Here is a 23,717-nt window from a genome sequence, read left to right as displayed (position 1 = left end):
GAATTGATTGCTTCTTTACCAAATCATGAAAAATTATGGATAGGTAGCTTTTCAGGTGGTGCAGAAACAACAGCATATTGGGTGCTGGATAAATTACCAGAACTAAATGTTCAATCTGGTGGTGCAATAATGTTTGGAGGAGGAGGTTCTCCAAAGAAAGAAGGGATTGCCACTCATATTGAAAAGTCACAACATGTAAAAGGATCATTCCCGTTAACATGGATTGTTGGAGAAAATGATCACGTAGGTGGAAAGACTGAAGATGACCCATTTGATGCTTTCTTTACAAGTAAAGAAGGGGAAGCATTTTACGCTCAAGAAGGCTGGGAAACGAAGAGGGTTGTCTTAAAACATTACAGTCACGTATTGGCGAATGGAGAAGTCGGACTGTATGGGAAATATTTAAGAGAATATATTCAGTGAAATTTGTTGAATTATATATAAAGAATAGACAATCCTCTAAACTTTTGGTTTAGAGGATTGTTTTAATATGTTCAATTTCTGGTTCTTCTAGTTCGTGGGCGCCGTCGAGTAGTTCGAATTGAACGTTTTTAAATAATGGTTTGAGTTGTTCTGATAGTGCTTTTACTTTACCGGGTATTGTTAAATAATCATTTGAACCTGTCGTGATAATGACGGATGTTTCTTTATAAGTTTCCGTAATATGATAGTCGAGGTCTGATGGGTGCAGCAATAAGATTTGGTCAACTTTAATAAGGTGTTGTTCCAGTAATCCTAATATGAAATTCGCACCGTTTGAATAACCTAAAAATATGACTTTTTCATAATCGTGTTCTTTGATAAATGTATTCCAAAAATCTATAAAAGATTTGGTTTGTTGCTCGAAGTCATGTCGGTCTAATGTGTTGTTCTGAAGCGCTGCAAAGAAACGTCTTTCTTGTCCTTGGCCAACACTACCTTGTAAGCCTAAAATGTTAGCTTCAGGGTTTAATATACTTGAAAAAGGAAGAAGTTGGTATTGATTGCCACCTGTTCCATGAAAAAGTACAATTAAAGTATTGTTATTGGGATTTTCTTGTAAGAAATATTCCATTTTATCTCCTCCATAAATGTGAAAGGGCTGTTGTTTATGAATCACAATTCGATTATACATCATGTATCTATTATAAATCATGATGCAGAAGAATCATTCAATTTTTATCGTAATATATTAGGTCTTAATTTACTAATGAAGACTGTTAATCAAGAGAACTATGAAATGTATCATGTTTTCTTTGCGGATAAATATGGGCGACCAGGTACAGAAGTGACACTTTTTGAAATGAAAGAAGGTAAAGATAATCAGTTTGGTGCTAATGCATTTGATCGATTACTTTTTAAAGTGCCTTCTGTAGAATCGTTGAAATATTGGGAAGCACGGTTTGATGAATATGAAGTATGCCATTACGGCATTGAAGTTTACACTGACCGCAGTCTAATTCGCTTTGAAGGACCGGATAATACGCCACTCGGTTTAATCGTTATTTCTGATCAAGAAGATGTCCATCAATTTAATACAGATGAACAAAGTACCGTGCCAGTAGAGTATCAAATACTTGGTCTAGATTCTATACATGCACGTGTCAGATATCCTAAAGCAAGTATAGAACATTTCCAATCATTATATAATTGGACATCAGCAGGTCAGCAGACATTCTTTGATACAGATTTAAATGTAGAGATTTTGCATAATCGTAATCAAGATATGTATCATGAAATACATTTTATTTATGACACATTTAATCCACTTGAAGATCAAGGATTTGGTGGAATACATCACGTTGCTATTTCAGCTGAAGACGAAAGTGAATTGCAAGAAATTGAAACAGCTTTAGATAAATTAAATATGGTCCATTCACCAATTAAAAATCGAGGATTCTTTAAATCCATTTACTATAGAGATCCGAATCAACTGCTATTTGAAGTTGCGACTTTAAAGCTTAATATGAAAGAAATTACCTTTGAAGACAAAGCATTTCAAGACATCCCGTTATACTTACCAGAACATTTAGAAGAGAAGCGCGGATATATAGAAAAGCAATTACAAAAATAGAATTGAGCAAAATAAGGAATCATTAATATTAGAAGTGTTTGAAATATGATATGTATAACCATATAATATAATTAACATTGAAAATTATATTTGAGGGTTGATATTTATGGACATATTCACTAAAATTTTTGTAGAAAAACCATTTCAAGTTTTCCTTTGCATTCTTATTCCATGGTTATTGCTAGTGATCATACTGTGGGATGAGCCAAACACAAAATCAACAGTATTAAAATTTAGTATAGTAGTGATACCACAATGGGTATTTATCTTTAATACTATGTCAAAAAACTTAGATAAAGAACTTAATGAAATAATTAAGAAGCATAATATTTCGAAAGAGAAATTGTTTCAAATAACAAGATTAACAAACTATGAATTAACAGAAAACGAAGGTCAATTTAAGTTTCATGTTTCACCAAGAAGAAAGAAAAAGTATTTAAATATGTTGAAAGAATATTATGAGTGAATAATAAAACCAGCAAAAATCACAAGCGATTTGTGAATCTTTGCTGGTTCTTTTTGTGGAATAAATCAAGTGTAGGCGCACGAAGACTGAGAGATATCGTGCGCTAAGGCATAAAATCAGGGTATATCGCACGAAGACTTTGAGATATCGTGCGCAAGGGTACAAAATCAAGGTGAAACGCACGAAGACTGAGAGATATCGTGCGCTAAGGCATAAAATCAGGGTATATCGCACGAAGACTTCGAGATATCGTGCGCGAGGGTACAAAATCAGGGTGAAACGCACGAAGACTTCGAGATATCGTGCGCTAAGGCATAAAATCAGGGCATATCGCACGAAGACTTTGAGATATCGTGCGCAAGGGCATAAAATCAGGGTATATCGCACGAAGACTGAGAAATATTTATTTATTCTCTATACAATATGACTGTATTTTTATAATTTTATCTTCTCTAAATGTGTATATGTCACATGCATCTATCTTGTTTATTTGAATACCTTCTTTATAAAAATAACCAGTACCTATAACGACAATTTGGTGGTCACTTTTAATCGTATCGTGAATTTCAAATTGCGTTGTTACGGTTTCAAAATAATGTGCGACTTGGGTGCAATAATTTGCAACTTCTTCATAACCTTTCAATACTGTATCGCCAACAATATGCCATTCAATATCTTGATCTAAATAAGCATTACATTTATCAAAATGTCCTTTAGAAAAACTTTCTGCAACTGACGAATTAGACAATGAAGTTCACCTCATTTTAGATAAATTATAACAACGCGCGTGTAAAATAACAATTTGGAGGCGAAATATTGTCAAAATTGTTACAATATTTTATAATAATTACAAATATTAACATTATCGTTATGTGAAAGGGGCAATCAACATGCAATTTATCATCACATTAATCGCTGCATTAATAGTTGGTCTGTATATGTATAAGAAGAAAGTTCCTGTTAATGCTAAGAGCTTATTTTTTATGGTTGTATTTGGAATATTTATGCATGCATTATCAGATTTTATTGCTGGATTTATAGAAGGTATTCAAAGCTCCATGAATAGTAGATAACACATGATGTTAAAGAAGCTTACACAGTTTTTCAAAGTGTAAGCTTCTTTTTATAAATCCCTTCATATCAACGATGCAAAATATCTTTGGCAAAGTTTTTTCTGGATTTTTAATGCAATGACAACGATGTTTGATACACTGTTTTTGAATCTTTTATTAAGGTGATGACAAGGAGGACATCGATATGAATTTAAGTAAGCAAATTATTCATTTAAGAAAAGAATATAACTTATCTCAAGAAGATCTAGCTGAAAAAGTCTTTGTGAGTAGGCAGTCTATTTCTAATTGGGAAAGGGGTAAGAGTTACCCCGATATTGAATCTTTATTGCTACTAAGTAATATATTTGATGTCTCCTTAGATCATTTAGTAAAAGGAGATGTAAACATGATGAAAAGAGAAATGGATAGAAAAGTATTTGATAAGTGGACTTGGTTAATGATGATCTTTATGGGACTTGCTGCTATTCTACTTATACCGAGTATGATGTTAATGGGCATGTATGGATTATTTGTACCTTTTGTTCTTTGGTTAATCGGTATGTACTTTGCTTATAAAGTAGATAAATTTAAAGAAGTCCATAATATTAAAGCATATAGTCAAATTATGGATTATATGAATGGTAAAGATGTAAAAACAATTCGTGAAAGAACAAGGAAAGATAAATTTAAAGATAGAGTCGTTGCCATTGTAACGCCAATTATATTTGCACTTATCGCATTTATAGTTGCTTATTATGGAATGAAATTAATAGATTGATCAATAAAAAAGCCAAATCACATGTTACTCATGTGGTTTGGCTTTTTTACTAATTTAAGTTTAAAGTTTGTTCTATTTCGTCGGTCTTTGATTTAAAATCAAATGCTTCTTTCGATAATGGTTGTCCTGATTCGGCTAATTTTTTTACACTTTGTATTTGAAAATACCAACCTGTAAAATCATTCGCAATGGTTTCAAAAGTGAATGGTAATGATTCTTTAAATGTTAACGTCACAGTGTCCCCATTTTCTTCTAATGAAAAATCTACATGACCTTGGTCCCAGTCATATCCAATATGATCGTTTGGATGATAGTCTGTAATCTTCGCATATTCATATTCACTATTACCGAGGTCGAAGATTAATTGACTACCTGCTCGTTCTTCTTCAAAAGATAATTCAGGAAACCACTGTTTAATGCCTTCAGTCGTTCCTAAAAGTTTGAATACATGTGACTTATGAGAATGTATGGATACATCAATCGTTTGATGAGCGTGCGTTTCGTCAGTTCTGTAATTTACGTTCATTCTAATCCCCCTTATTGTTAGTTGTACTTAATATACCAATAAGTTAGCTAAATATAAAAAATTTATAGCATAGTATAATTTAGTACCTTGCAATGTATAATAGTGTGTGTTATATTTTCATCAAGAGCTATTATACATTGTATAGTACTGGGTTAAGTGGAGGAAAAAATATGAACATACAATTTAAAAAAGGCGCACTCGAATTTATTGTATTGCTTATTATTAAAGGCGAAGATCAATACGGTTATTCATTAATTCAAAAAATCACACCTAGAATCACGATTTCTGAAGGAACGGTTTATCCTTTGTTAAGACGTCTCGTAAAAGAAGCATATTTAACAACATATTATGAGCCATCTACTGAAGGACCAGCTAGAAAGTATTATAAGATCACAGATTCAGGTAATGAGCGATTAGAGCAGTTGTTAAAAGAATGGCAAAGTTTCACAGATGCGGTGAATTTGTTTTTAGAGGAGAGTGAAAGTAATGAGTAAGAAAGAATACTTAAATTTGTTAAATAAGTATTTAAAGAATATATCTGAGGAAGATAAACAAGATATTCTAGCTGAATATGAAACGCACTTTATAAGTGGTGTTGAAGATGGACAAACAGAAGAGAATATTGCTAAAGAACTCGGACATCCGAGAGATATTGCCAAGGAAATAAATGCAACTTTAGCGATAGATAGAGCAGAATCTCATCATAAAGTAGGTAACGTGTGGCAAGCGATTATATCTGTAATGGGACTAGGTTTATTGAATTTCTTTGTTATTTTGATTCCTTTTGTCATTATGATTTCGGTGCTATTTGGTTTTATGGCGACAACACTATCTTTACTCGTTACGCCAGCGATGTTGATTGTAAAGGGTGTTTATAATGGCTTTGATGCAGTGCATCAATTAGATGTATATATTGTGTTAGCCAGCTTTGGTTTAGGACTCGTGCTGTTTGTGGTCACTTATTTATTAACAAAATGGTCATATCAATTAACGGTTAAATATTTACGTTGGAATATTTCTATCGTGAAAGGGAGTGCTAAATCATGAAGAAATTATTATGGATATTGTTTAGTGTAGGACTTATTCTATTTATCGTATTTGGTACATTGACATTTGCTGTCGGGAAAAAAGAAGCAGATAATACGAAACAAGAAACGATCTTAAATAAGACTTATCAAGAAGACATTAAACATATAAATGTTAATGCAAGTGATGCTGCTGTAACAATCAAAAAAGGCGATCAATTTAAAGTGACATCTGTAGGGAATAAAGATGAATTTGATATAACTTCTAAAGTAAAAGACGAAACATTAAACGTCAATTTAAAAGAACAAAATTTGATGATTAATTTTAATTTCTTTAAGAATGCATATAATGAAATTGAAATTACAGTACCTAAAAATCTTGAGCAACTAGATGTAACGACTGACACAGGTAAACTGAATATACGTGATATTAAAGCGGATAACACTTCATTAGTTGTAGATACGGGCATGATAAACATTGATGATTCGGATTTAGGGAATTTTGAAGCATATTCAGATACAGGAAAAATTTTAACTAATAAGACAAACTTTAAGAATGGTAAAATTCAAAGTGATACAGGTACCGTTAGATTAAATGATGCACCAGCTGATACACCATTAGACATTGAAACGGATACAGGGTCTGTGACATTGGTTTATAATAAAACGTTAAAAAATACGTTACTAGATATCGAACAAGATGTAGGAAATACACAAATTAACCGCACTGAATTAAAGAATAAAAAAGTAGGTTCAGGAGATAACTTAGTCAAAATTAGAAGTGATGTTGGCTCTGTTCAAATAGATTAATAATAAAACGCTAACGAGTCGACTCGTTAGCGTTTTATTTAATTTAAACTTTATGATTTTTGAGATATTTCTTGTATATATGCTAGTGCTTGTCTTTTTTTCTCTTTGTTTAAACCACGTAATAATTGAATGGCATCATTAATAATTTGTGAATCTTCTTCATCTTCGTATGCTTCTGGTACGTTTACCCAGCCCATAATATAAGCGGGTGTTGTAGACAGTGCGATTGATAATTTTTCAACTACTGATGGTGTTAATTTAGATGTTTGACCTGTTTCATATCTGGAAATGGTCGACTGATTGACGTTAATCAGTTTAGCTAATTTATACGTGCTAAATCCGAGTTCTTCTCTTCTTTGTTTAATTCGATATCCTGTTTGATTCAATGCTTTCACCTCAATCACTTCAAATGATGATCTATTAATTCTATTATATCTGATTTAAGTTGTGATTTGTAATTTTCAGATACGAATGATACTTTATTGACCAACAAAAATTCATTTGCTATAATTCGAACTAATCGAATAAAAGCTTTCTAGGGTTCCGTAACTGAGTGGTTAGTCTGGACCGAGAGAAAGCCGCAAGTTGATACTTGTGACACGGAGGGATAAAAGCCTGGGAGACTTATTAAATAAGTTTCCCGGGCTTTTTAATTTAAGGAGGAAAATATAAATGAACTGGATAAAAATTATCATTGGCGCAATATTTGAAGTTGGTTGGGTAGTCGGCTTAACACATGCAAATAATACATTTGAATGGATTCTGACAGTTATCGCGATTGTCGTAAGTTTCTATTTATTAATTAATGCATCTAAATATTTACCAGTAGGCACTTCGTATGCTGTATATGTTGGATTAGGTGCAACCGGCGTAACCATTGTAGATTTCGCATTATTTGGTGAACCTGTTGTTATCGGAAAAGTTATTTTAATCGTGACGTTAATTATAGGTGTCATTGGATTGAAACTTGTAACACGTGAAGAGGAGGGTGCATAACATGGCATGGATTGTATTGATTTTGGCAGGTTTATTTGAAATGTTAGGTGTATTATTTATGAACATTTATGCAAAACGTAATAATATCCCATCGTTATTAGGACTAGGGTTATTCTTTGTATTAAGCTTTATTTGTTTATCCATCGCAATGAATACAATACCTATGAGCACGAGCTATGCAATATGGACTGGTATCGGTGCTGTCGGCGGTGCGTTATTAGGTATTATATTCTACGGGGAGTCTAAAGAATTTAAACGTATATTATTTATCGGCATTATTCTAGCAAGCACGATAGGTTTGAAGTTAATCAGTTAACTATTTAATAGCTTATAAATCATAGTTGATTTCCATCCATTCATTGACTTCTTTGAAACCAAGCTTTTTGTAAACTGGTTTACCTAAAGTAGAAGCGGCGAGGAAGATTTTTTTGATATTTCTTGATTCAACATCTTGAATGAGTTCAGTAATGATTTTTTGGGCGATGCCTCGGCCTCTAAAATCTGGGTGTGTATAAATATTAGTGACGTATGCTCTTTCACCTGAAGGGTTTGTGAATGATGGTGGAAATGGGTAATAGATAATCGCACCACTTGCGATAATTTTATCATCAACAATGGCTAATAATTGATAAAGCGATTTGTTCGTTAACATGTCCGTGAAAAATTGTTCTAGTTCAACATCTATATTGGGTGTTGGGTTAGAACCTTCATCAATTAATTGCGCTTTGCGTAATTCGACTAATTCACTTAAATCTGAAATGGTTGCTTGTCTAATAAACATATTTAACCTCCTTAATATCTATATAAATGGGTATATATTATTATAGATGATTTTTTACAACAACTTAAATTAAAGTGGGGATAAAATGAAAAAAATATTAATGACAGGTGGAACGGGTTTAGTTGGATCAGCTTTAGTTGCACATTACTTAAATACAGATAGTGAAATTTATATATTAACAAGAAGTGATAGAACGTCAGATGAACCATTTGTGCATTATATTAATTGGTCTGAGGATGGTTGGGAAGAGTATTTACCTCAAATTGATATCGTGATAAACCTGGCTGGTGCTAGTCTCAACAACCGTTGGACACCAGAGCATAAAGAAGCCATTATGAAGAGTCGTATTGAATCGACTAAGCGACTATACGATTATTTTGAAAAGCAAAATTATGCACCAAAAGTATTATTTAATGCAAGTGCAGTTGGATACTACCCGCCGTCTAAAGTGGTATCTTACGATGAGTATGATCAGTTTCTGTCACATGACTTTCTATCGACTGTCGTAGAAAGATGGGAACAAACAGCATGGCTATTTGATAAATTAGGAACGAGAGTCGTTATAGGTCGATTTGGTGTTATATTATCCAGTGAGGGTGGTGCGCTACCTACAATGGTTAAACCGTATCAATTCTTTGTTGGCGGTCCACTTGGTTCAGGTAAGCAATGGATGAGTTGGATTCATATTGATGATTTAGTAAAAGGTATCACTACGCTCATTCAAAATGAACAATTTAAAGGTGTTTATAACTTATGTAGTCCTCATCCAGTCCAACAAGATGAATTGGGCAAATCTATTGGGAAAGCGATTCATAGACCACACCTATTGCCAGTACCTAAATTTGCATTGCGCTTGTTATTGGGAGAGCAGTCTACCGTTATTCTAGATGTACAAAAAGTATTCCCTAAAAAGTTGCAAGAACAGAACTTTGAATTTGAGTATCCATATATAGATGATGCCATTAGTCATTTATTAAAATAAATACTAATTAAAGAAGTGGCTGGGACATAATGTAGTGTCTCGGTCGCTTTTTTCTTTTGACTTATATACAAAACAAATGTATGATTATGAATATTAATCCGAATTATAGTATATTTATTATAAAGGTGGGTACTCAATGAATCAGTTTATCGCATTAACAGAAAAGTATAGCCCGAATAATTATAGTCCATTAGATATTGTTTTGACTGAAGGTAAAGGTGCACATGTTAAAGATTCAGATGGTAATACATATATTGATTGTGTTTCTGGATTTTCGGTTCTAAACCAAGGGCATGGTCATCCTAAAATTATTCAAGCATTTTTAGATCAAAGTAAAAAGATTACAATGACTTCTAGAGCTTTGTATAGTGATAATTTAGGCATTTGGGAAGAGAAGATTTGTAAGTTAGCCAATAAAAATAAAGTATTACCTATGAATACTGGAACTGAAGCGGTAGAGACTGCCATCAAAGTAGCAACGAAATGGGGTCAAGATATCAAAGGTATTAATGCGCTTGATGCTGAAATTATTGCGATGGAAGGTAATTTTCATGGCCGAACAATTGGTTCGCTATCCTTATCATCAAACGATAGTTATAAAGAAGGCTTTGGTGTACTAGCAGGCAATATTAAATACAGTGAATTTGGCAATGCTGAAGAAATTGCTTCTCTTATCACACCCAATACAACAGCGATCATCTTAGAACCTATACAAGGAGAAGGTGGCGTTCATATCCCTCCTGAAAATTTCATTAAAGATGTTAAAGCTTTGTGTGAGCAACATCAGATTCTGTTGATTGCAGACGAAATTCAAGTAGGATTAGGTCGAACAGGTAAGATGTTTGCGATGGAATGGGAAGGCGTTGAACCTGATATTTATTTATTAGGGAAAGCTTTAGGCGGCGGTCTCTATCCTATTTCTGCAGTCGTAGCGAATGATGATGTCATGCAAGTATTGACGCCAGGTACACATGGTTCAACATTTGGCGGAAATCCATTAGCATGTGCTGTTTCAATTGCAGCTTTGGATGTACTTATAGATGAGTCGCTTCCTGAACGTTCGCAACAACTTGGTGAAAAATTATTAAATGGTTTGAAAAAAATAGATAGTCCAATTATAAAAGAAGTGAGAGGACGTGGGTTGTTTATCGGTATTGAACTTAATGAGCAAGCACAATCAATCGTATCAAGTATTAATGAACAAGGTGTCTTATGTAAAGAAACAAAAGGCAATATTATACGTTTAGCACCACCACTCGTTATTGAAGAACAAGACATTGATACTATTGTTAATGTCATTACACAAACAATAGAAGAAAAATCAAAACAATATCAATCATAGAATTTTTATAAATAGTGAGTAAGGCATAAATCGATGTCTTACTCACTTTTCTTTTATGTTAAAATTTCCTGGGTATATATTTATATATACTAATTTTTCAATGAAGGGAAGGATAATATGAAAATAGCAATAGTAGGTTCAGGTAATGGTGCCGTAACCGCTGCTCTAGACATGATATCTAAAGGGCATGAAGTAAAATTATATTGTCGTAATCAATCTATTCATAAATTTGATAAAGCTTTTGAACGAGGTGGCTTTGATTTTATAAATGAAGGTGACAAGACGTTTGTTAAGTTTACTGACATAAGTGATGACATGTCGTATGTATTAAAAGATGCAGAAGTGATACAAATGATTATCCCTTCATCATTCATCGAACATTATGCGAAAACGATGGCGCCTCTTATTAATAATGATCAATTGATCTTATTCAATATCGCAGCAGCTATGGGATCTATTAGGTTTATCAATGTGTTAGAGAAACAACATATTGAAACAATGCCGAAGTTTGCTGAATTGAATACATTAACGTACGGGACACGTGTAGATTATGATAAAGCAGAAGTGAATTTATCTCTTAACGTTCAGAAAGTACACTTCTCAACATATGATAAAAGCTATTTAACAGAAAGCTTTAAAACGATTAAAGAACTATATCCGTATATCGTTAAAGAAGAAAGTCTTTGGAAGACAAACTTAGAAAACGGGAATCCAGAAGTACATCCGGGTCCAACATTATTAAACGTAGGTAGAATAGACTATGCAGATGAATTTGCCTTATATAAAGAAGGCATTACAACTCATACTGTAAAGTTATTGCATGCAGTCGAATTGGAAAGATTGTCACTAGGTAGAAAATTAGGTTTCGAACTTAATACAGCAAAAGGTGCACGAATAGAACGCGGTTACCTATCAAATGATGATGAAGACGAACCACTTAATAAATTATTCAATACAAGTCCAGTATTTTCACAAATCAACGGACCAAACGAAGTAGAAAATAGATACTTAACAGAAGATATCGCATATGGTTTAGTACTCTGGTCAAGCTTAGGAAAAGTAATCGGTGTACCAACACCAAACATAGATGCCATAATCGTAATCGCATCAACAATATTAGAGCGAGATTTCTATACAGAAGGTTTAACAGTAGAATCATTAGGATTAGAGAAATTAGGATTGGAATAAAAAAACGCTTAGCTCATTCGCGAGCTAAGCGTTTTTCGATATATTAAGCGACATTTTTAAATAATGATCTACTAATTATTGCTGCTATTACTGTTAATAAGAGTGTTAAGATACCGATACCTATCCATGCGTATTGTACGAATACGTATCCGCCTAATATGGTTAATAAACTTGATCCTACATAATAACCTAATAAATATAAAGTTGAGGCGTGTGATTTGCTTGATTCGGTTAATGTGGCGATATAACTGCTTTGAATGGAATGTGCGCCAAAGAATCCGAATGTCATTGCGGCGATTCCTAATATATCAAGTGGTAAGTATGTTATGAATGTAAGAATAATACCTACAATCATGATTGTTATGGCGATTGCATATGCTTTTTTTATACCAAGTTTATAACTGAGTTTTCCAAAGTTAATGGAGCTATACGTACCTATTAAATATAAAATAAATATAAAGGCAATCGTAGACTCACTAAGTGAAAATGGTGGATGTTCGAAACGTACCGTTATATAACTGTATATTGTGACAAAGGTACCCATTAATAAGAATGCTAGTGACATCGTTTTTAAAACGGCTGAGTTCTTTAATAGTTTTCCATATTTAATGAAATGTTGTTTCGGTGATACCCATTGTGGTGTTTGAACTGTTGAAGTTGGTAATAAAATAACCATTAATATTGCGAGTATTAAATTAAGGATGCTGAGCGATGCGATCGCAACTTGCCAATTTGCGATGTCTGTTAGAATACCAACAACTACACGACCAGACATACCCCCAAATGTCGTTCCTGCTACATATAAACCCATTACTTTACTGACTCTATCTTTATGTACTTCATCAGCTATATATGCCATTGCGATAGAAGGCACACCACTTAAAGCTAATCCCATCAGACCACGAATGATGAGAAATATATGGAAGTTCGTGACGAAAACACTGATGATAGATAATACACTTACAAGTAATACAGAAATAGACATCATACGTTTCTTCTCAATATTGTTGAGCATAGGCACTAAAATTAAACCAATACCAAGCATAAAAGTAGAAACGGATAAAGTTAAACTGATATCAGATAGCGACACGTTAAAATATTGACTTAGCCCATTAAATATTGGTTGCGTAACATAAAGGCTAGAAAAAATGATGAATCCTGCTAATAATAATGAAATAGATCTCTTTTTCTGTTCACTTGTCATATTGTATCTCTCCCTACAACAATAATCATAACGCTAAAAAAATCATTTTTCGAAAAATATGCATATATTATTCAATTGTAATTGTGATATATTATAATAATCTGAATTTTTAAGTAAGGGGTGGGAATATGAGATACGAAATAGCTTTAAAGAAAATTGTACCGGCTTTGAAAAAGGTAAATGGAGTTTTATCAATATTTTTAAAGGGGTCTATTGCTAGAGGGGAAAATGATGCCTATTCTGATTTAGATATTTATGTCATGTTAGAACGCGAGGTACAAGTTGAAGAAGTATATGACAGTATTGTAGATGCACTAGAGCAATATCAACCGCTGTTATATAAAGAATTAGTGGAAATTATATGCCCTCAAATCGTTGGTGTATTTGAAGATATGTTACATATAGATTGTTATATTGTTCATGAACATGATTATCCTCAAACAGATGATATAAAAGTGATATATGACCCTAACGGTAGATTGAAGGAATATGATAAAAAAGATTTAAGTATAACTGAAGAGGTATTCATAGATTCAGCATTAGATAGTTGTTGGTTTATCTTTCAATATGATCATATAGTTGGAAGAGGGCAATATTTATGGACGACTCAAATGATTGATAATGCACTTAATCATGCAATTAAAGTATTGTTATATAAATATTATCCTGAGAAAGCAGTACTAGGTAAAAAAGCTGCACATCATCTGCCTGCTGATATTTATTCAAAGTTAAATCATATAAATGATTGTAATAATTCTATAAAGCATAGAGAAGCGGTTACTCAATATATGAATCTATACCAAGACTATATTAAAGACATGGTTGAGGAATATTGGGTTGAAGGATTCGAAAAAATATACGACTATTTATATAAAAAATATGCATAACTAGACACCAGTCATAGTGACGTCACTATGACTGGTGTCTTTATATTTACATGTGAGTATAATTTTTGTAATGATGAATCTGATGCGCGTATAATGTAGTTAAATTAATGGGAGGTACGATTATGATAGAAATTTTAGGGCACCACCATATTTCGATGCTTACGAAAGATGCTAAGTTAAATAAAGAATTTTATGTAGAAAAATTAGGGCTACGTTTATATTTAAAAACAGTGAATCAAGATGACCCTTCTATGTATCATTTGTTCTATGGTGATGAGGTTGGTTCGCCTGGTACTTCTTTAACATTTTTCGAACTTAAACCGATGGGACAAACTTATAAAGGTACGAACTCGATTTCAAGAATTGGATTGTTAGTACCAAGTGAAGAAAGCTTAAATTATTGGAAAGATCGTTTTGAAAAGCTTGATGTTGATCATGACGCTATTGGTATTTATAACGGTATGACAGCTTTACATTTTAGAGATCACGAAGGATTGGAAATGGTATTATTACCTAATGGTGAACGTAAGGTGCCGCAAAGTTGGCGTCATAATAGATACACAGATGTACCAGAAGAACATCAAATTATGGGTATGGGTCCTGTAGAATTTAAAATTGATGATGTTTCAGAAATGAAAAATTTCCTGGAAAATGATTTGCATTTTGAGTTAGTAGATTCTGAAAGTGAATTATTATATACGATTGATTTTGAAGGATTGTATAGCGATATTATATTGAAAGAAGTAGAAGGTGAAAGAGAAAGACCTGGTAAAGGAAGTATTCACCATCTTGCATTATCCGTAGCAGACGAAGAAGAATTAAATAAAGTGAAAGAATTATTAGATGAAAAAGGCGTTGTACATTCTGGAATAGTGGATAGAGATTTCTTTAAAAGCTTATATTATAGACATTCACATATATTGATTGAATTTGCGACAGAAGGACCAGGTATGCCATATGATGATGTGTCGGAACTTGGACAACAGCTAGACTTACCAGGATTTTTAGAATCAAGAAGAGCAGAAATTGAAAGTAATTTAGAACCTATTTAATAGTAGAATATAGGGTTTCTAACGCTCAAGAAACACAGACAAGATCGTTAGAAATTCTAACGCTCAAGAAACACAGACAAGATCGTTAGCGGACAAAAAAATTAAAAAAATGAGAGAAAACCTGGCGCTAACGTTCAAGAGTGAAAAACAAGATCGTTAGAAATTCTAACGCTCAAGAAACACAAACAAGATCGTTAGCGGACAAAAAAATTAAAAAAATGAGAGAAAACTAGGCTCTAACGCTCAAGAATGAAAAACAAGATCGTTAGAAATTCTAACGCTCAAAAAACACAAACAAGATCGTTAGCGGACAAAAAAATTAAAAAAATGAGAGAAAACTAGGCGCTAACGCTCAAGAATGAAAAACAAGATCGTTAGAAATTCTAACGTTCAAGAAACACAAACAAGATCGTTAGCCCTTCATATATACAAACAAAAGCACCTTTTGACCGAGTCAAAAGGTGCTTTCTTCTATATTTTATGTTGCTGTTTTTTTATTAATCTCACTGTGATAAATGAGGTGATTGGGATGGCGATACTTACAGCGATACCGCCTAATAAAATGGTTATGATTTCAGCTGCAAATATTTTAGCATTGATTATTTCGCCAAAGGTGTAATTTAATTTACCAAACCAGAAAAATAACGTGATTTGTCCGCCTATATAGGCGAAGTAAATTGTATTAGTTGTTGTTGATAGGATGTCTCTTCCTATTGTTAAGCCAGACTTGAATAGTTGTTGCAATGATATTTTTGGATGTGCTTCATATAGTTCGTACATTGGAGAACTAATGGATATTGTTAAATCAATCACAGCTGCGATTACGGCTAATACAACTGTAAATACCATGAGTTCGGCATAATTTATACCTACATTCATTGAAAATATATACGTTTCATCTTGTTCTTCTTCAGTGAACCCTTGCAACATTGAAATATCTACAATGAAATAGATTAATCCTATTAAGATAAGCGTAGATATAATGGTCGCGAAAAAGGCAGCAACTGTCTTAGTATTATAAGCATTAATATAGAACAAGTTAATACACGTAATAATTAAACAGAAGATGATTAATACGATGAATATAGGCGCTTTATAAATGATGAGTAATAACGCAATAAACAACGTCAGCAAGTTTAAAAATAACGTTACAAACGATCTAAATCCTTTCTTACCACCAACGATGATCATAAGAATGAGTAATATACTGGCTAAAATAAATGTCGTCATTATTTAGCCTCCTCTCTTTGCATGAACATCATTGCAACAAATATTGTGATAGGTATCGTAATCACAATACCAATGCCGCCCATTAGTGCTCTTGTAATTTCTAATGACCAATTCATGGATAAGGTATACGTGATTGTATTGCTATTTTTAAAGTAAAGAATAATCATCGGAATGCTACCAGATAAATAAGCGAAGAATAAGATATTCGTCATTGTACCCATAATATCTTTACCAATGTTTGTGCCAGATTGACGCAATTGTTTCAATGAAATTTCGGGATGTTGTGCTTTAATCTCATATAAGGAACTTGTTAACGTAATAGCAACATCCATAACCGCACCAAGTGAACCTATGAGCACAGACGCTAGGAATATTTGTGTCGGTTGAATCGTTAAGAAACTCATCGTTTCATATTTAACACCGTCACCATTCGTAAACAACATGACAAGTTGAGCGATACCAATACTTAAAAATGTACCTAATAAAGTTGAAATTATCGCAACAAAAGTTCTCCGCTTAAAGCCACTAACGAGCAATAAGGATACGATCGTTGAGAATATAACTGTTGCCGTCATTAATATAAAGAAGTGATGATTATTATGTTTCATGAAATAATCAATCATCAATAGTAGAACTGTGACATTAATAATAAGTGAAATAATGGAATATAGTCCTGATTTTCTACCGACGATAAGTAAAGTTAATAAGAATAAACCAGTCATTAATGTGACAGCGCCATCTCGTTTTAAGCCTTTTATAATAGTGGTGTCTTCTTTACCTTTATAGGATAAGAGGACTTGGTCGTTTACATGGTATTTCTCAGAATCCGTTAAAGAATCCGTGTATTTATGAGGGATCGTAATTCGGTCTCCTTTATGCTGACCGTTCTGAATCTCTAAATGGATTTGTTCTTTATGTAACGTATCTTTATTTTTATTTTGGTCAATCGTTGTTTGTGAAGATTGATGTGTAATATCCGTAATCTGACCAATTGGTGTTTTGTAATATTGCGCATTATGTTGGGTGAAAATATAGGCTATTATAACGCATGCAATAAATATGAGTATCGCAACATTAAATGGTTTCGTTAATTGTTGTTTGATTTTGTCATTCATGTTTTGCCACCATCATTTTTCTTTGATTTGAACATACTATAGTATACGTACATAAGAGGTGTACTTCAATTATTTCCATGTTTCAGCACAAGGTAGTGAATCGCGTTTTCTAGCTTTTGAGACATACGGATGTCCTGCTACTGTGAAACGTAAAGGTTTATCAGTCCAGATGCCTTTATTTGGTACGCCGATTCTTGCTGATCGTTCGATTTGTTTAGGGTATCTTCTATTTGTTGTATCAATTTTTAAGCAATTGGCATTAAGTTTAGTGCCATCTAATGCTTTAGATATTTGCATCGCTTGCGTGAATTTGCCAGGTCCATTAGTTAATTCTATACCTGTTTTGCCGTTACGGTTCAGAGACATTTGTTCAATACCATGTTCAGGTTCTATCGCTCTAATTAAGACACCTTGAGGTTCACCTTCAACTTGCGTAACAAAGTTAATCAGTAGTTGTTTGTGCATAGAATGTGCATAGATCGTTCCACCCTCGCAATACAAAGATTTCACGCTTTTAGTATTTCTGCCATTGAACGAATGAGCAGCTTGATCGTGTTTACCAACATAAGCTTCCGTTTCAACGATATAACCTGTATATACGATATCGTCTGTTTCGTGAATGATTTTGACGCCAAGTAAGTCGGCAGCAATTTCTTCAGTCGTTCTATTGATAAAATCCATTTTGAAAATATCCTCCTTAATGATACGTTGCTTGTCTTTGCAATAAAGAACGTGTATGTTCAATAAAAGTCTTCAATTTACTGTTTTGATTATTGTCTTGATAAACAATGTTAATCGTTCTTTTAAGTTCGGTATGTGTTAACGGGATTTTTGTGAGTTGTTCATTTTCAATACCATTACTTAAATAATCTGGCACGATGAGTACGCCTTTTTCAGAAAGTAATGTTTGTCGTAATAACGCAAAATTTGAAATCGGGTAAGTCTTCTGTGATGCATGTTTACGTATTAATTGTGATATTTGATCAGGTAATGTGTTGAAATGGTAAATGTATTGCTGGCTCAATTGTGATAAAGGCGGTTTAGGGTTCATTGATAAATCGTTGTTATTATGAACGTATAAATTATATGTTTCTTCGAATAGTGTATGTTTAATAGTATGTTTATTGTTTGTAAGTTTCGGTGTAAGTTCGCATAACGCGACATCTATTTGGTGAGATAATAAGCCTTCTTCAATTTCTAAGGGTGTCATCATCATAGGTCTAACTTCTATTTTGAAATCTCGCTCGTAAGTCTTAATAATAGCCGGTAAAGCTTGTGATACATAACTTTCTGTATAAGCGAGTTTAATAGAACGTCTATCTGAATGTTCTTGGTGTATAAATAAATCTTTCGTTTCTTCTATTAAGTTTAAAATTCTATTTGTCTGTGTAAGTAAGAGTTCGCCACTGTCCGTTAATTTTACATTTCTGCCTTCTCTTAAAAATAACGTCGTGTTTAATTCTTTTTCTAAATTCGCGATTTGTCTACTGACCGCAGATTGGGCAATCTCTAGCTCGAGCGCAGCCTCTGAAATATGCTCTCTTAAAGCAACTTCTCTAAAATAAATTAATTGTTTTATCTCCATATTCAACACCTCATTATTTATATTATCTAATTTTTAGATATATTTCATCTATTTTATATATTGTTAAGATAAGTCCTTGTAAAGTATGATATAGACTATCAATTATTGAAGATTCTGAAATTTATTGTTGAGGTGATGTCGTATGTCATTTAAGAAAGATAGAAGACAACTTGGCCTATATGATTCGATGGACGAGCATGATGCTTGCGGGATTGGCTTTTACGCCAATATGGACAACAAAAGGTCACATGAAATTGTACTAAAATCAATTGAAATGCTTTGTAGGCTAGATCATAGAGGTGGAGTTGGAGCTGACGGAATTACTGGTGATGGTGCTGGTATTATGACAGAAGTCCCTCACCTCTATTTTAAACAAAAATTAAAATTAAATTTACCTGAAGAAGAACATTACGCAGTAGGTATGTTCTTCACTGATGAAAAAATAGCTGGCAGTGAACATGAAAAGAAGTTTAATGCGTACTTTGAAGAAGAAGGATTAAAAGTTATTGGATACAGAGATGTTCCATTAGATACATCAGTATTGGCAGAACATGTTGAAGCGACAATGCCTTGTATTCAACAAGTGTTTGTTGAAAATCATTCAAGTGAACACTTTGATCGTTCGTTATTCATTGCGCGTAAACAAATTGAAAGATATGGCGATGAACAAGATTTAGATTTATACTTTGCAAGTTTATCTAGACGTACAATCGTATATAAAGGCTGGTTGCGTTCAGACCAAATTAAAGGTTTATATATTGATTTGTTAGATGAAGATTATGTTTCTAAATTTGGTTCTGTACATTCGAGATTTAGTACGAATACATTTCCAAGTTGGAAAAGAGCGCATCCTAATAGATTATTGATGCATAATGGTGAAATTAACACGATTAAAGGTAATGTTAACTGGATGCGTGCAAGACAAGATAGATTAATTGAAACGATTTTTGGTGATGTAAAAGATAAGATTGGAACAGTGCTAGATGAATCAGGAAGTGACTCATCAATCGTTGATAATGCACTAGAGTTCTTAAGTTTAAGCATTCCTCCAGAACAAGCAGCAATGTTATTGATTCCTGAACCGTGGTTATATAACGAAACACAAGATCCTAAAATTAGAGCATTCTATGAATATTACAGTTATTTAATGGAACCTTGGGACGGTCCGACAATGATTAGTTTCTGTGATGGAGATAAACTTGGCGCATTAACAGACCGTAATGGTTTAAGACCTGGTCGTTACACAATTACAGATTCAAATGAAATTATATTTTCTTCAGAAGTAGGCGTTATTGACGTTGAAGAAGAACATGTTGTTTATAAAGGGCAACTCAACCCAGGTAAACTTTTATTAGTGGATTTTAAAGAGAATAAAGTTATCGAAAATGATGAATTAAAACAACGTATCGCAAGTGAATATCCTTATGATGAGTGGGTAAGTCATAAAGCGTTAAACGTAAATGATACAGTGGCGACACCTTCACATGTTGAAGAAGAAAAATTATTCCAATTACAACGTCGTTTCGGATATACAAAAGAAGAAATTAATAAATATATGTCAGAACTTGTGAGTGAGAAGAAAGATCCAATTGGTGCGATGGGCTTTGATACGCCAGTTGCCGTGTTGAGTACGAGACCAGAATCATTGTTTAACTACTTTAAACAACATTTTGCTCAAGTAACGAACCCGCCAATTGATTCATATAGAGAAAAAATCGTTACAAGTGAATTGGTTTACTTAGGTAAAGAAGGTAACTTGTTACAACCACATCAAGATAACACGAGAAGAATTCAATTAAATCATCCAGTATTATCGAAAGCGCAACTTGAGCAAATTCAAGAAAGTGAATTTAATGTTGCGGTGATTCCGACGACTTACACAGGTTCACTTAAAGAAGCTCTAGATGACTTAGGGCAAACAGTTTCAAAAGCCGTTAAAAATGGTGCTGAGATTATTGTCTTAGAAGATGAGTCTGTTGAAGATTTAGAAGCGGCGTTTGCAATGCCGATATTATTAGCGGTTAGTCACATTCATCAACACTTGATAAGAACGGGTCAACGTTTAGACACAAGTATTGTGGCATATTCTGGTGAGTGTCGTGAAGTGCATCATTTAGCTACATTAATAGGTTATGGTGCCAATGCTGTTGTGCCATACTTAGCACATTATACGATTGAAGACTTAACTGCTGCGGGACGTCTTGAAGGTACAGTTGAACAAAATATTGATACGTTTAGTCAAACGTTATCAGCTGGTGTCATTAAAGTAATGGCTAAAATGGGTATTTCAACTGTTCAAAGTTATCAAGGTGCACAAATCTTTGAAGCAATTGGCTTAGGTAAAGATGTTATCGATCAATACTTTACAGGTACTCCGTCTAAACTTTCTGGTATATCAATTGATACGATTGATAAAGAGAATAAAGCGAGACAATCTGAACAGATTAAATATTTAAATTCAGGTAGTACTTTCCAATGGCGTCAACAAGGTGAATATCATGCATTCAACCCTAAAACAATTCATTTATTACAACATGCATGTAGAGATAATAATTTTGAAATGTTTAAAGAGTATTCTGAAGCTGCAGATAGTGAACGTATGAGTCACTTAAGAAACTTACTTGATTTTAAATCAGATCGCACAATTGATTTAAAAGACGTAGAATCTGCTGACCAAATTGTGAAACGCTTTAAGACAGGTGCAATGAGCTTCGGTTCTATTTCTCAAGAAGCGCATCAAACTTTAGCAGAAGCAATGAATAGAATTGGTGGACGTAGTAATAGCGGTGAAGGTGGAGAAAATCCAGAACGCTTTATTATTAAGCCGGATGGCACTAATTATATGAGTGCTATTAAACAAGTCGCATCAGGTCGCTTTGGTGTAACGAGCGATTACTTACAACATGCTAAAGAAATTCAAATTAAAGTCGCACAAGGTGCTAAACCTGGTGAAGGTGGACAATTACCTGGTACAAAAGTTTATCCGTGGGTAGCTGAAGTACGTGGTTCAACACCGGGGGTGGGATTAATTTCACCACCACCTCACCATGATATATATTCTATTGAGGACTTAGCACAACTGATTCATGACTTGAAGAATGCAAATAGAAAAGCAGACATCAGTGTTAAGCTCGTTTCTAAATCTGGCGTAGGTACAATTGCAGCAGGTGTTGCAAAAGCTTTTGCCGACAAAATTGTCATCAGTGGATATGATGGCGGTACAGGTGCATCACCTAAGACGAGTATTCAACATGCTGGGTTACCGTGGGAGATTGGTTTATCTGAAACACATCAAACACTTATGTTAAACGGTCTTCGTTCACGTGTAACGTTAGAAACTGACGGTAAATTAATGACTGGTCGTGACGTTGCGCTCGCTTGTGCGTTAGGTGCAGAAGAGTTTGCGTTTGCGACCGCACCATTAGTCGTGCTTGGCTGTATTATGATGAGAGTATGTCATAAAGATACATGCCCAGTTGGTATTGCAACTCAAAATGGCGACTTACGAAAATTATATACAGGTAAAGCAGATCACATCGTAAACTTCATGTATTTTATTGCCGAGGAAATAAGAGAGATTTTAGCTTCATTAGGCTTAAAAACAATGGATGAACTTGTAGGTAGAACGGACTTGTTATCAGTATCAAACAGATATTACTCTCATCCTAAAGCGAGAGAACTTGATTTAGAGGCACTTTTATTTGTAAATGAAGGTGAAAGATACCGCTCTATGAATCAAAATCATCACCTTGATGTCGGATTCGACTTAACGAAATTATATGAAGATGCAAAAGCATCAATTGATCATGGTGAAAAATTTGTTGGTAGTTATAACGTTCGAAATACTGAAAGAGATGTTGGTGTTATTACAGGTAGTTATATTACAGAAGTGCACGGTGAAACTGGTTTACCAGAAGATACAATTAGTGTTAAGACGTTTAAACATGCTGGACAAAGTTATGGTGCATTCACGCCTAAAGGTATGACGTTACATCATACGGGTGATGCTAACGATTACTTTGGTAAAGGTTTATCCGGAGGTAAATTAATCTTAAACGCACCTAACGAAGATAGAGAAGACAATATTATCGTCGGTAATGTTTGTTTCTACGGTGCGACAAGTGGAACATCTTATATTAACGGTAGAGCTGGTGAACGTTTCTGTGTAAGAAATAGTGGCGTTAACGTCGTTGTTGAAGGTGTCGGCGACCACGGATTAGAATACATGACTGGTGGACGTGTCGTCATCTTAGGTGATGTAGGACGTAACTTCGGTCAAGGTATGAGTGGTGGTGTATGTTACGCATTGCCAACAGATGTTGAAGCATTCAAAAAAGATAATGAACTTGACACTTTAGAGTTTGAAACATTAAAAGATTCAGATGAAATTGCGAATTTAAGACACATGTTAGAAGAACATGTTCGATATACAAATAGTAAAAAAGCACAAGCAGTGCTAGCGTCATTTGACACAATTGTAGACAAAGTGGTTAAAGTGATTCCGAAAGACTACAAACTTATGATGCAGAAGATTTCACTACACAAATTAGAAAACGAAGAAGATGCACTGTTAAATGCATTCTTTGATGATCGAAAATCTATTGGTGATGAAGAAGAACTGGCTTCGGTATATTAAGAAGGAGGG

The 23,717-nt window shown here is 33.7% G+C and carries 26 protein-coding genes and 1 riboswitch; of the genes, 16 read left to right on the top strand and 10 right to left on the bottom strand.

What is annotated here, in order from left to right; all coding sequences use genetic code 11:
• Positions 1 to 3: 3 nt before the first annotated feature.
• Positions 4 to 423: a hypothetical protein gene (locus LQ622_RS13365; protein WP_239762973.1), complete on the top strand. Its 420-nt coding sequence runs from the start codon at positions 4 to 6 to the stop codon at positions 421 to 423.
• 49 nt (positions 424 to 472) lie between these two features.
• Here LQ622_RS13365 and LQ622_RS13360 read toward each other — a convergent pair whose 3' ends face one another.
• Entirely contained in the window at positions 473 to 1,054 is a 582-nt protein-coding gene (locus LQ622_RS13360) for an alpha/beta hydrolase (protein ID WP_239775405.1), read from the bottom strand.
• A gap of 36 nt (positions 1,055 to 1,090) precedes the next feature.
• Here LQ622_RS13360 and LQ622_RS13355 point away from each other — a divergent pair, with 36 nt between their 5' ends.
• Complete coding sequence (locus LQ622_RS13355) at positions 1,091 to 2,053, top strand: VOC family protein (RefSeq protein WP_037589398.1); 963 nt, start codon at positions 1,091 to 1,093, stop codon at positions 2,051 to 2,053.
• Positions 2,054 to 2,159: 106 nt separating this feature from the next.
• Entirely contained in the window at positions 2,160 to 2,519 is a 360-nt protein-coding gene (locus LQ622_RS13350; RefSeq protein WP_037589397.1) for a hypothetical protein, read from the top strand.
• A 403-nt stretch (positions 2,520 to 2,922) separates the two neighbouring features.
• Here LQ622_RS13350 and LQ622_RS13345 read toward each other — a convergent pair whose 3' ends face one another.
• Positions 2,923 to 3,267, bottom strand: a complete 345-nt coding sequence (locus LQ622_RS13345; protein ID WP_239762965.1) for a nuclear transport factor 2 family protein — start codon at positions 3,265 to 3,267, stop codon at positions 2,923 to 2,925.
• Positions 3,268 to 3,409: 142 nt separating this feature from the next.
• Between LQ622_RS13345 and LQ622_RS13340 the strand changes: the two genes are divergently transcribed.
• Positions 3,410 to 3,592, top strand: a complete 183-nt coding sequence (locus LQ622_RS13340) for a hypothetical protein (protein ID WP_126476332.1) — start codon at positions 3,410 to 3,412, stop codon at positions 3,590 to 3,592.
• 184 nt (positions 3,593 to 3,776) lie between these two features.
• Positions 3,777 to 4,349, top strand: coding sequence for a helix-turn-helix domain-containing protein (locus LQ622_RS13335; RefSeq protein WP_239762962.1), 573 nt, complete (start codon positions 3,777 to 3,779; stop codon positions 4,347 to 4,349).
• Between the two features lie 49 nt (positions 4,350 to 4,398).
• On the opposite strand, the gene LQ622_RS13330 is transcribed toward LQ622_RS13335, so the two are convergent.
• Complete coding sequence (locus LQ622_RS13330; RefSeq protein WP_239762960.1) at positions 4,399 to 4,875, bottom strand: SRPBCC family protein; 477 nt, start codon at positions 4,873 to 4,875, stop codon at positions 4,399 to 4,401.
• Between the two features lie 170 nt (positions 4,876 to 5,045).
• Here LQ622_RS13330 and LQ622_RS13325 point away from each other — a divergent pair, with 170 nt between their 5' ends.
• The 3 genes from LQ622_RS13325 to LQ622_RS13315 are packed head-to-tail and all read left to right on the top strand — an operon-like array spanning position 5,046 to position 6,710.
• A complete protein-coding gene (locus tag LQ622_RS13325) occupies positions 5,046 to 5,369 on the top strand; it encodes a PadR family transcriptional regulator (protein WP_025906145.1) in 324 nt (107 codons plus the stop codon).
• Positions 5,362 to 5,922, top strand: coding sequence for a DUF1700 domain-containing protein (locus LQ622_RS13320; protein WP_232174547.1), 561 nt, complete (start codon positions 5,362 to 5,364; stop codon positions 5,920 to 5,922). The genes LQ622_RS13325 and LQ622_RS13320 overlap by 8 nt, the downstream gene beginning before the upstream one ends.
• Positions 5,919 to 6,710, top strand: a complete 792-nt coding sequence (locus LQ622_RS13315; RefSeq protein ID WP_239762957.1) for a DUF4097 family beta strand repeat-containing protein — start codon at positions 5,919 to 5,921, stop codon at positions 6,708 to 6,710. Before LQ622_RS13320 ends, LQ622_RS13315 begins: the two co-directional genes overlap by 4 nt.
• A gap of 50 nt (positions 6,711 to 6,760) precedes the next feature.
• Here LQ622_RS13315 and LQ622_RS13310 read toward each other — a convergent pair whose 3' ends face one another.
• The gene (locus tag LQ622_RS13310; protein ID WP_224658833.1) at positions 6,761 to 7,105 is read right to left on the bottom strand and encodes a helix-turn-helix domain-containing protein; all 345 of its coding nucleotides are present in this window, start codon (positions 7,103 to 7,105) and stop codon (positions 6,761 to 6,763) included.
• Between the two features lie 129 nt (positions 7,106 to 7,234).
• Positions 7,235 to 7,334: riboswitch (guanidine-I (ykkC/yxkD leader) on the top strand.
• Between the two features lie 48 nt (positions 7,335 to 7,382).
• Between LQ622_RS13310 and LQ622_RS13305 the strand changes: the two genes are divergently transcribed.
• Both LQ622_RS13305 and LQ622_RS13300 read left to right on the top strand, forming a co-directional pair.
• The gene (locus LQ622_RS13305; protein ID WP_025906137.1) at positions 7,383 to 7,706 is read left to right on the top strand and encodes a DMT family transporter; all 324 of its coding nucleotides are present in this window, start codon (positions 7,383 to 7,385) and stop codon (positions 7,704 to 7,706) included.
• A gap of 1 nt (position 7,707) precedes the next feature.
• The gene (locus tag LQ622_RS13300) at positions 7,708 to 8,022 is read left to right on the top strand and encodes a DMT family transporter (RefSeq protein ID WP_037589390.1); all 315 of its coding nucleotides are present in this window, start codon (positions 7,708 to 7,710) and stop codon (positions 8,020 to 8,022) included.
• Between the two features lie 12 nt (positions 8,023 to 8,034).
• On the opposite strand, the gene LQ622_RS13295 is transcribed toward LQ622_RS13300, so the two are convergent.
• Positions 8,035 to 8,487 carry a GNAT family N-acetyltransferase gene (locus tag LQ622_RS13295; protein WP_037589389.1) on the bottom strand — a complete coding sequence of 151 codons (453 nt, stop codon included), beginning with the start codon at positions 8,485 to 8,487 and terminating at the stop codon, positions 8,035 to 8,037.
• Between the two features lie 85 nt (positions 8,488 to 8,572).
• On the opposite strand from LQ622_RS13295, the gene LQ622_RS13290 reads away from it, so the two are divergent.
• The 3 genes from LQ622_RS13290 (at position 8,573) to LQ622_RS13280 (ending at position 11,999) form a co-directional block, all read left to right on the top strand.
• Positions 8,573 to 9,469, top strand: coding sequence for a TIGR01777 family oxidoreductase (locus LQ622_RS13290; RefSeq protein WP_107576834.1), 897 nt, complete (start codon positions 8,573 to 8,575; stop codon positions 9,467 to 9,469).
• A gap of 136 nt (positions 9,470 to 9,605) precedes the next feature.
• Complete coding sequence (rocD, locus tag LQ622_RS13285) at positions 9,606 to 10,811, top strand: ornithine--oxo-acid transaminase (RefSeq protein ID WP_239775403.1); 1,206 nt, start codon at positions 9,606 to 9,608, stop codon at positions 10,809 to 10,811.
• A gap of 117 nt (positions 10,812 to 10,928) precedes the next feature.
• On the top strand, positions 10,929 to 11,999 hold the full coding sequence (locus tag LQ622_RS13280) for an NAD/NADP octopine/nopaline dehydrogenase family protein (protein WP_206166539.1): 1,071 nt from the start codon (positions 10,929 to 10,931) through the stop codon (positions 11,997 to 11,999).
• A gap of 43 nt (positions 12,000 to 12,042) precedes the next feature.
• On the opposite strand, the gene LQ622_RS13275 is transcribed toward LQ622_RS13280, so the two are convergent.
• Positions 12,043 to 13,203 (bottom strand): MFS transporter, encoded by a 1,161-nt coding sequence (locus LQ622_RS13275; RefSeq protein WP_239762952.1) that lies wholly within the window; start codon positions 13,201 to 13,203, stop codon positions 12,043 to 12,045.
• A gap of 128 nt (positions 13,204 to 13,331) precedes the next feature.
• Here LQ622_RS13275 and LQ622_RS13270 point away from each other — a divergent pair, with 128 nt between their 5' ends.
• Together LQ622_RS13270 and LQ622_RS13265 are read left to right on the top strand one after the other, a co-directional pair.
• On the top strand, positions 13,332 to 14,090 hold the full coding sequence (locus LQ622_RS13270) for a nucleotidyltransferase domain-containing protein (protein WP_239762948.1): 759 nt from the start codon (positions 13,332 to 13,334) through the stop codon (positions 14,088 to 14,090).
• Between the two features lie 122 nt (positions 14,091 to 14,212).
• Positions 14,213 to 15,142 carry a VOC family protein gene (locus LQ622_RS13265; RefSeq protein WP_239762945.1) on the top strand — a complete coding sequence of 310 codons (930 nt, stop codon included), beginning with the start codon at positions 14,213 to 14,215 and terminating at the stop codon, positions 15,140 to 15,142.
• Positions 15,143 to 15,613: 471 nt separating this feature from the next.
• Here the strand turns inward: LQ622_RS13265 and LQ622_RS13260 are convergent, their stop codons facing one another.
• The 4 genes from LQ622_RS13260 to gltC form a co-directional block, all read right to left on the bottom strand.
• Positions 15,614 to 16,372 carry a YibE/F family protein gene (locus LQ622_RS13260; protein ID WP_048540293.1) on the bottom strand — a complete coding sequence of 253 codons (759 nt, stop codon included), beginning with the start codon at positions 16,370 to 16,372 and terminating at the stop codon, positions 15,614 to 15,616.
• Complete coding sequence (locus LQ622_RS13255; RefSeq protein ID WP_239762942.1) at positions 16,372 to 17,487, bottom strand: YibE/F family protein; 1,116 nt, start codon at positions 17,485 to 17,487, stop codon at positions 16,372 to 16,374. The genes LQ622_RS13260 and LQ622_RS13255 overlap by 1 nt, the downstream gene beginning before the upstream one ends.
• Before the next feature lie 69 nt (positions 17,488 to 17,556).
• Positions 17,557 to 18,168, bottom strand: a complete 612-nt coding sequence (locus LQ622_RS13250; protein ID WP_239762939.1) for a DNA-3-methyladenine glycosylase — start codon at positions 18,166 to 18,168, stop codon at positions 17,557 to 17,559.
• Positions 18,169 to 18,184: 16 nt separating this feature from the next.
• Positions 18,185 to 19,072: a glutamate biosynthesis transcriptional regulator GltC gene (gltC, locus tag LQ622_RS13245; RefSeq protein ID WP_037589378.1), complete on the bottom strand. Its 888-nt coding sequence runs from the start codon at positions 19,070 to 19,072 to the stop codon at positions 18,185 to 18,187.
• Positions 19,073 to 19,214: 142 nt separating this feature from the next.
• Between gltC and gltB the strand changes: the two genes are divergently transcribed.
• A complete protein-coding gene (gltB, locus tag LQ622_RS13240; protein WP_239762936.1) occupies positions 19,215 to 23,708 on the top strand; it encodes a glutamate synthase large subunit in 4,494 nt (1,497 codons plus the stop codon).
• Positions 23,709 to 23,717 lie beyond the last annotated feature (9 nt).

Origin of the sequence: Mammaliicoccus sp. N-M50, assembly GCF_022386995.1 — a bacterium.
In the GTDB taxonomy this organism is placed as follows: domain Bacteria; phylum Bacillota; class Bacilli; order Staphylococcales; family Staphylococcaceae; genus Mammaliicoccus; species Mammaliicoccus sciuri_A.
This window is presented reverse-complemented; position numbering and strand designations above follow the sequence as displayed.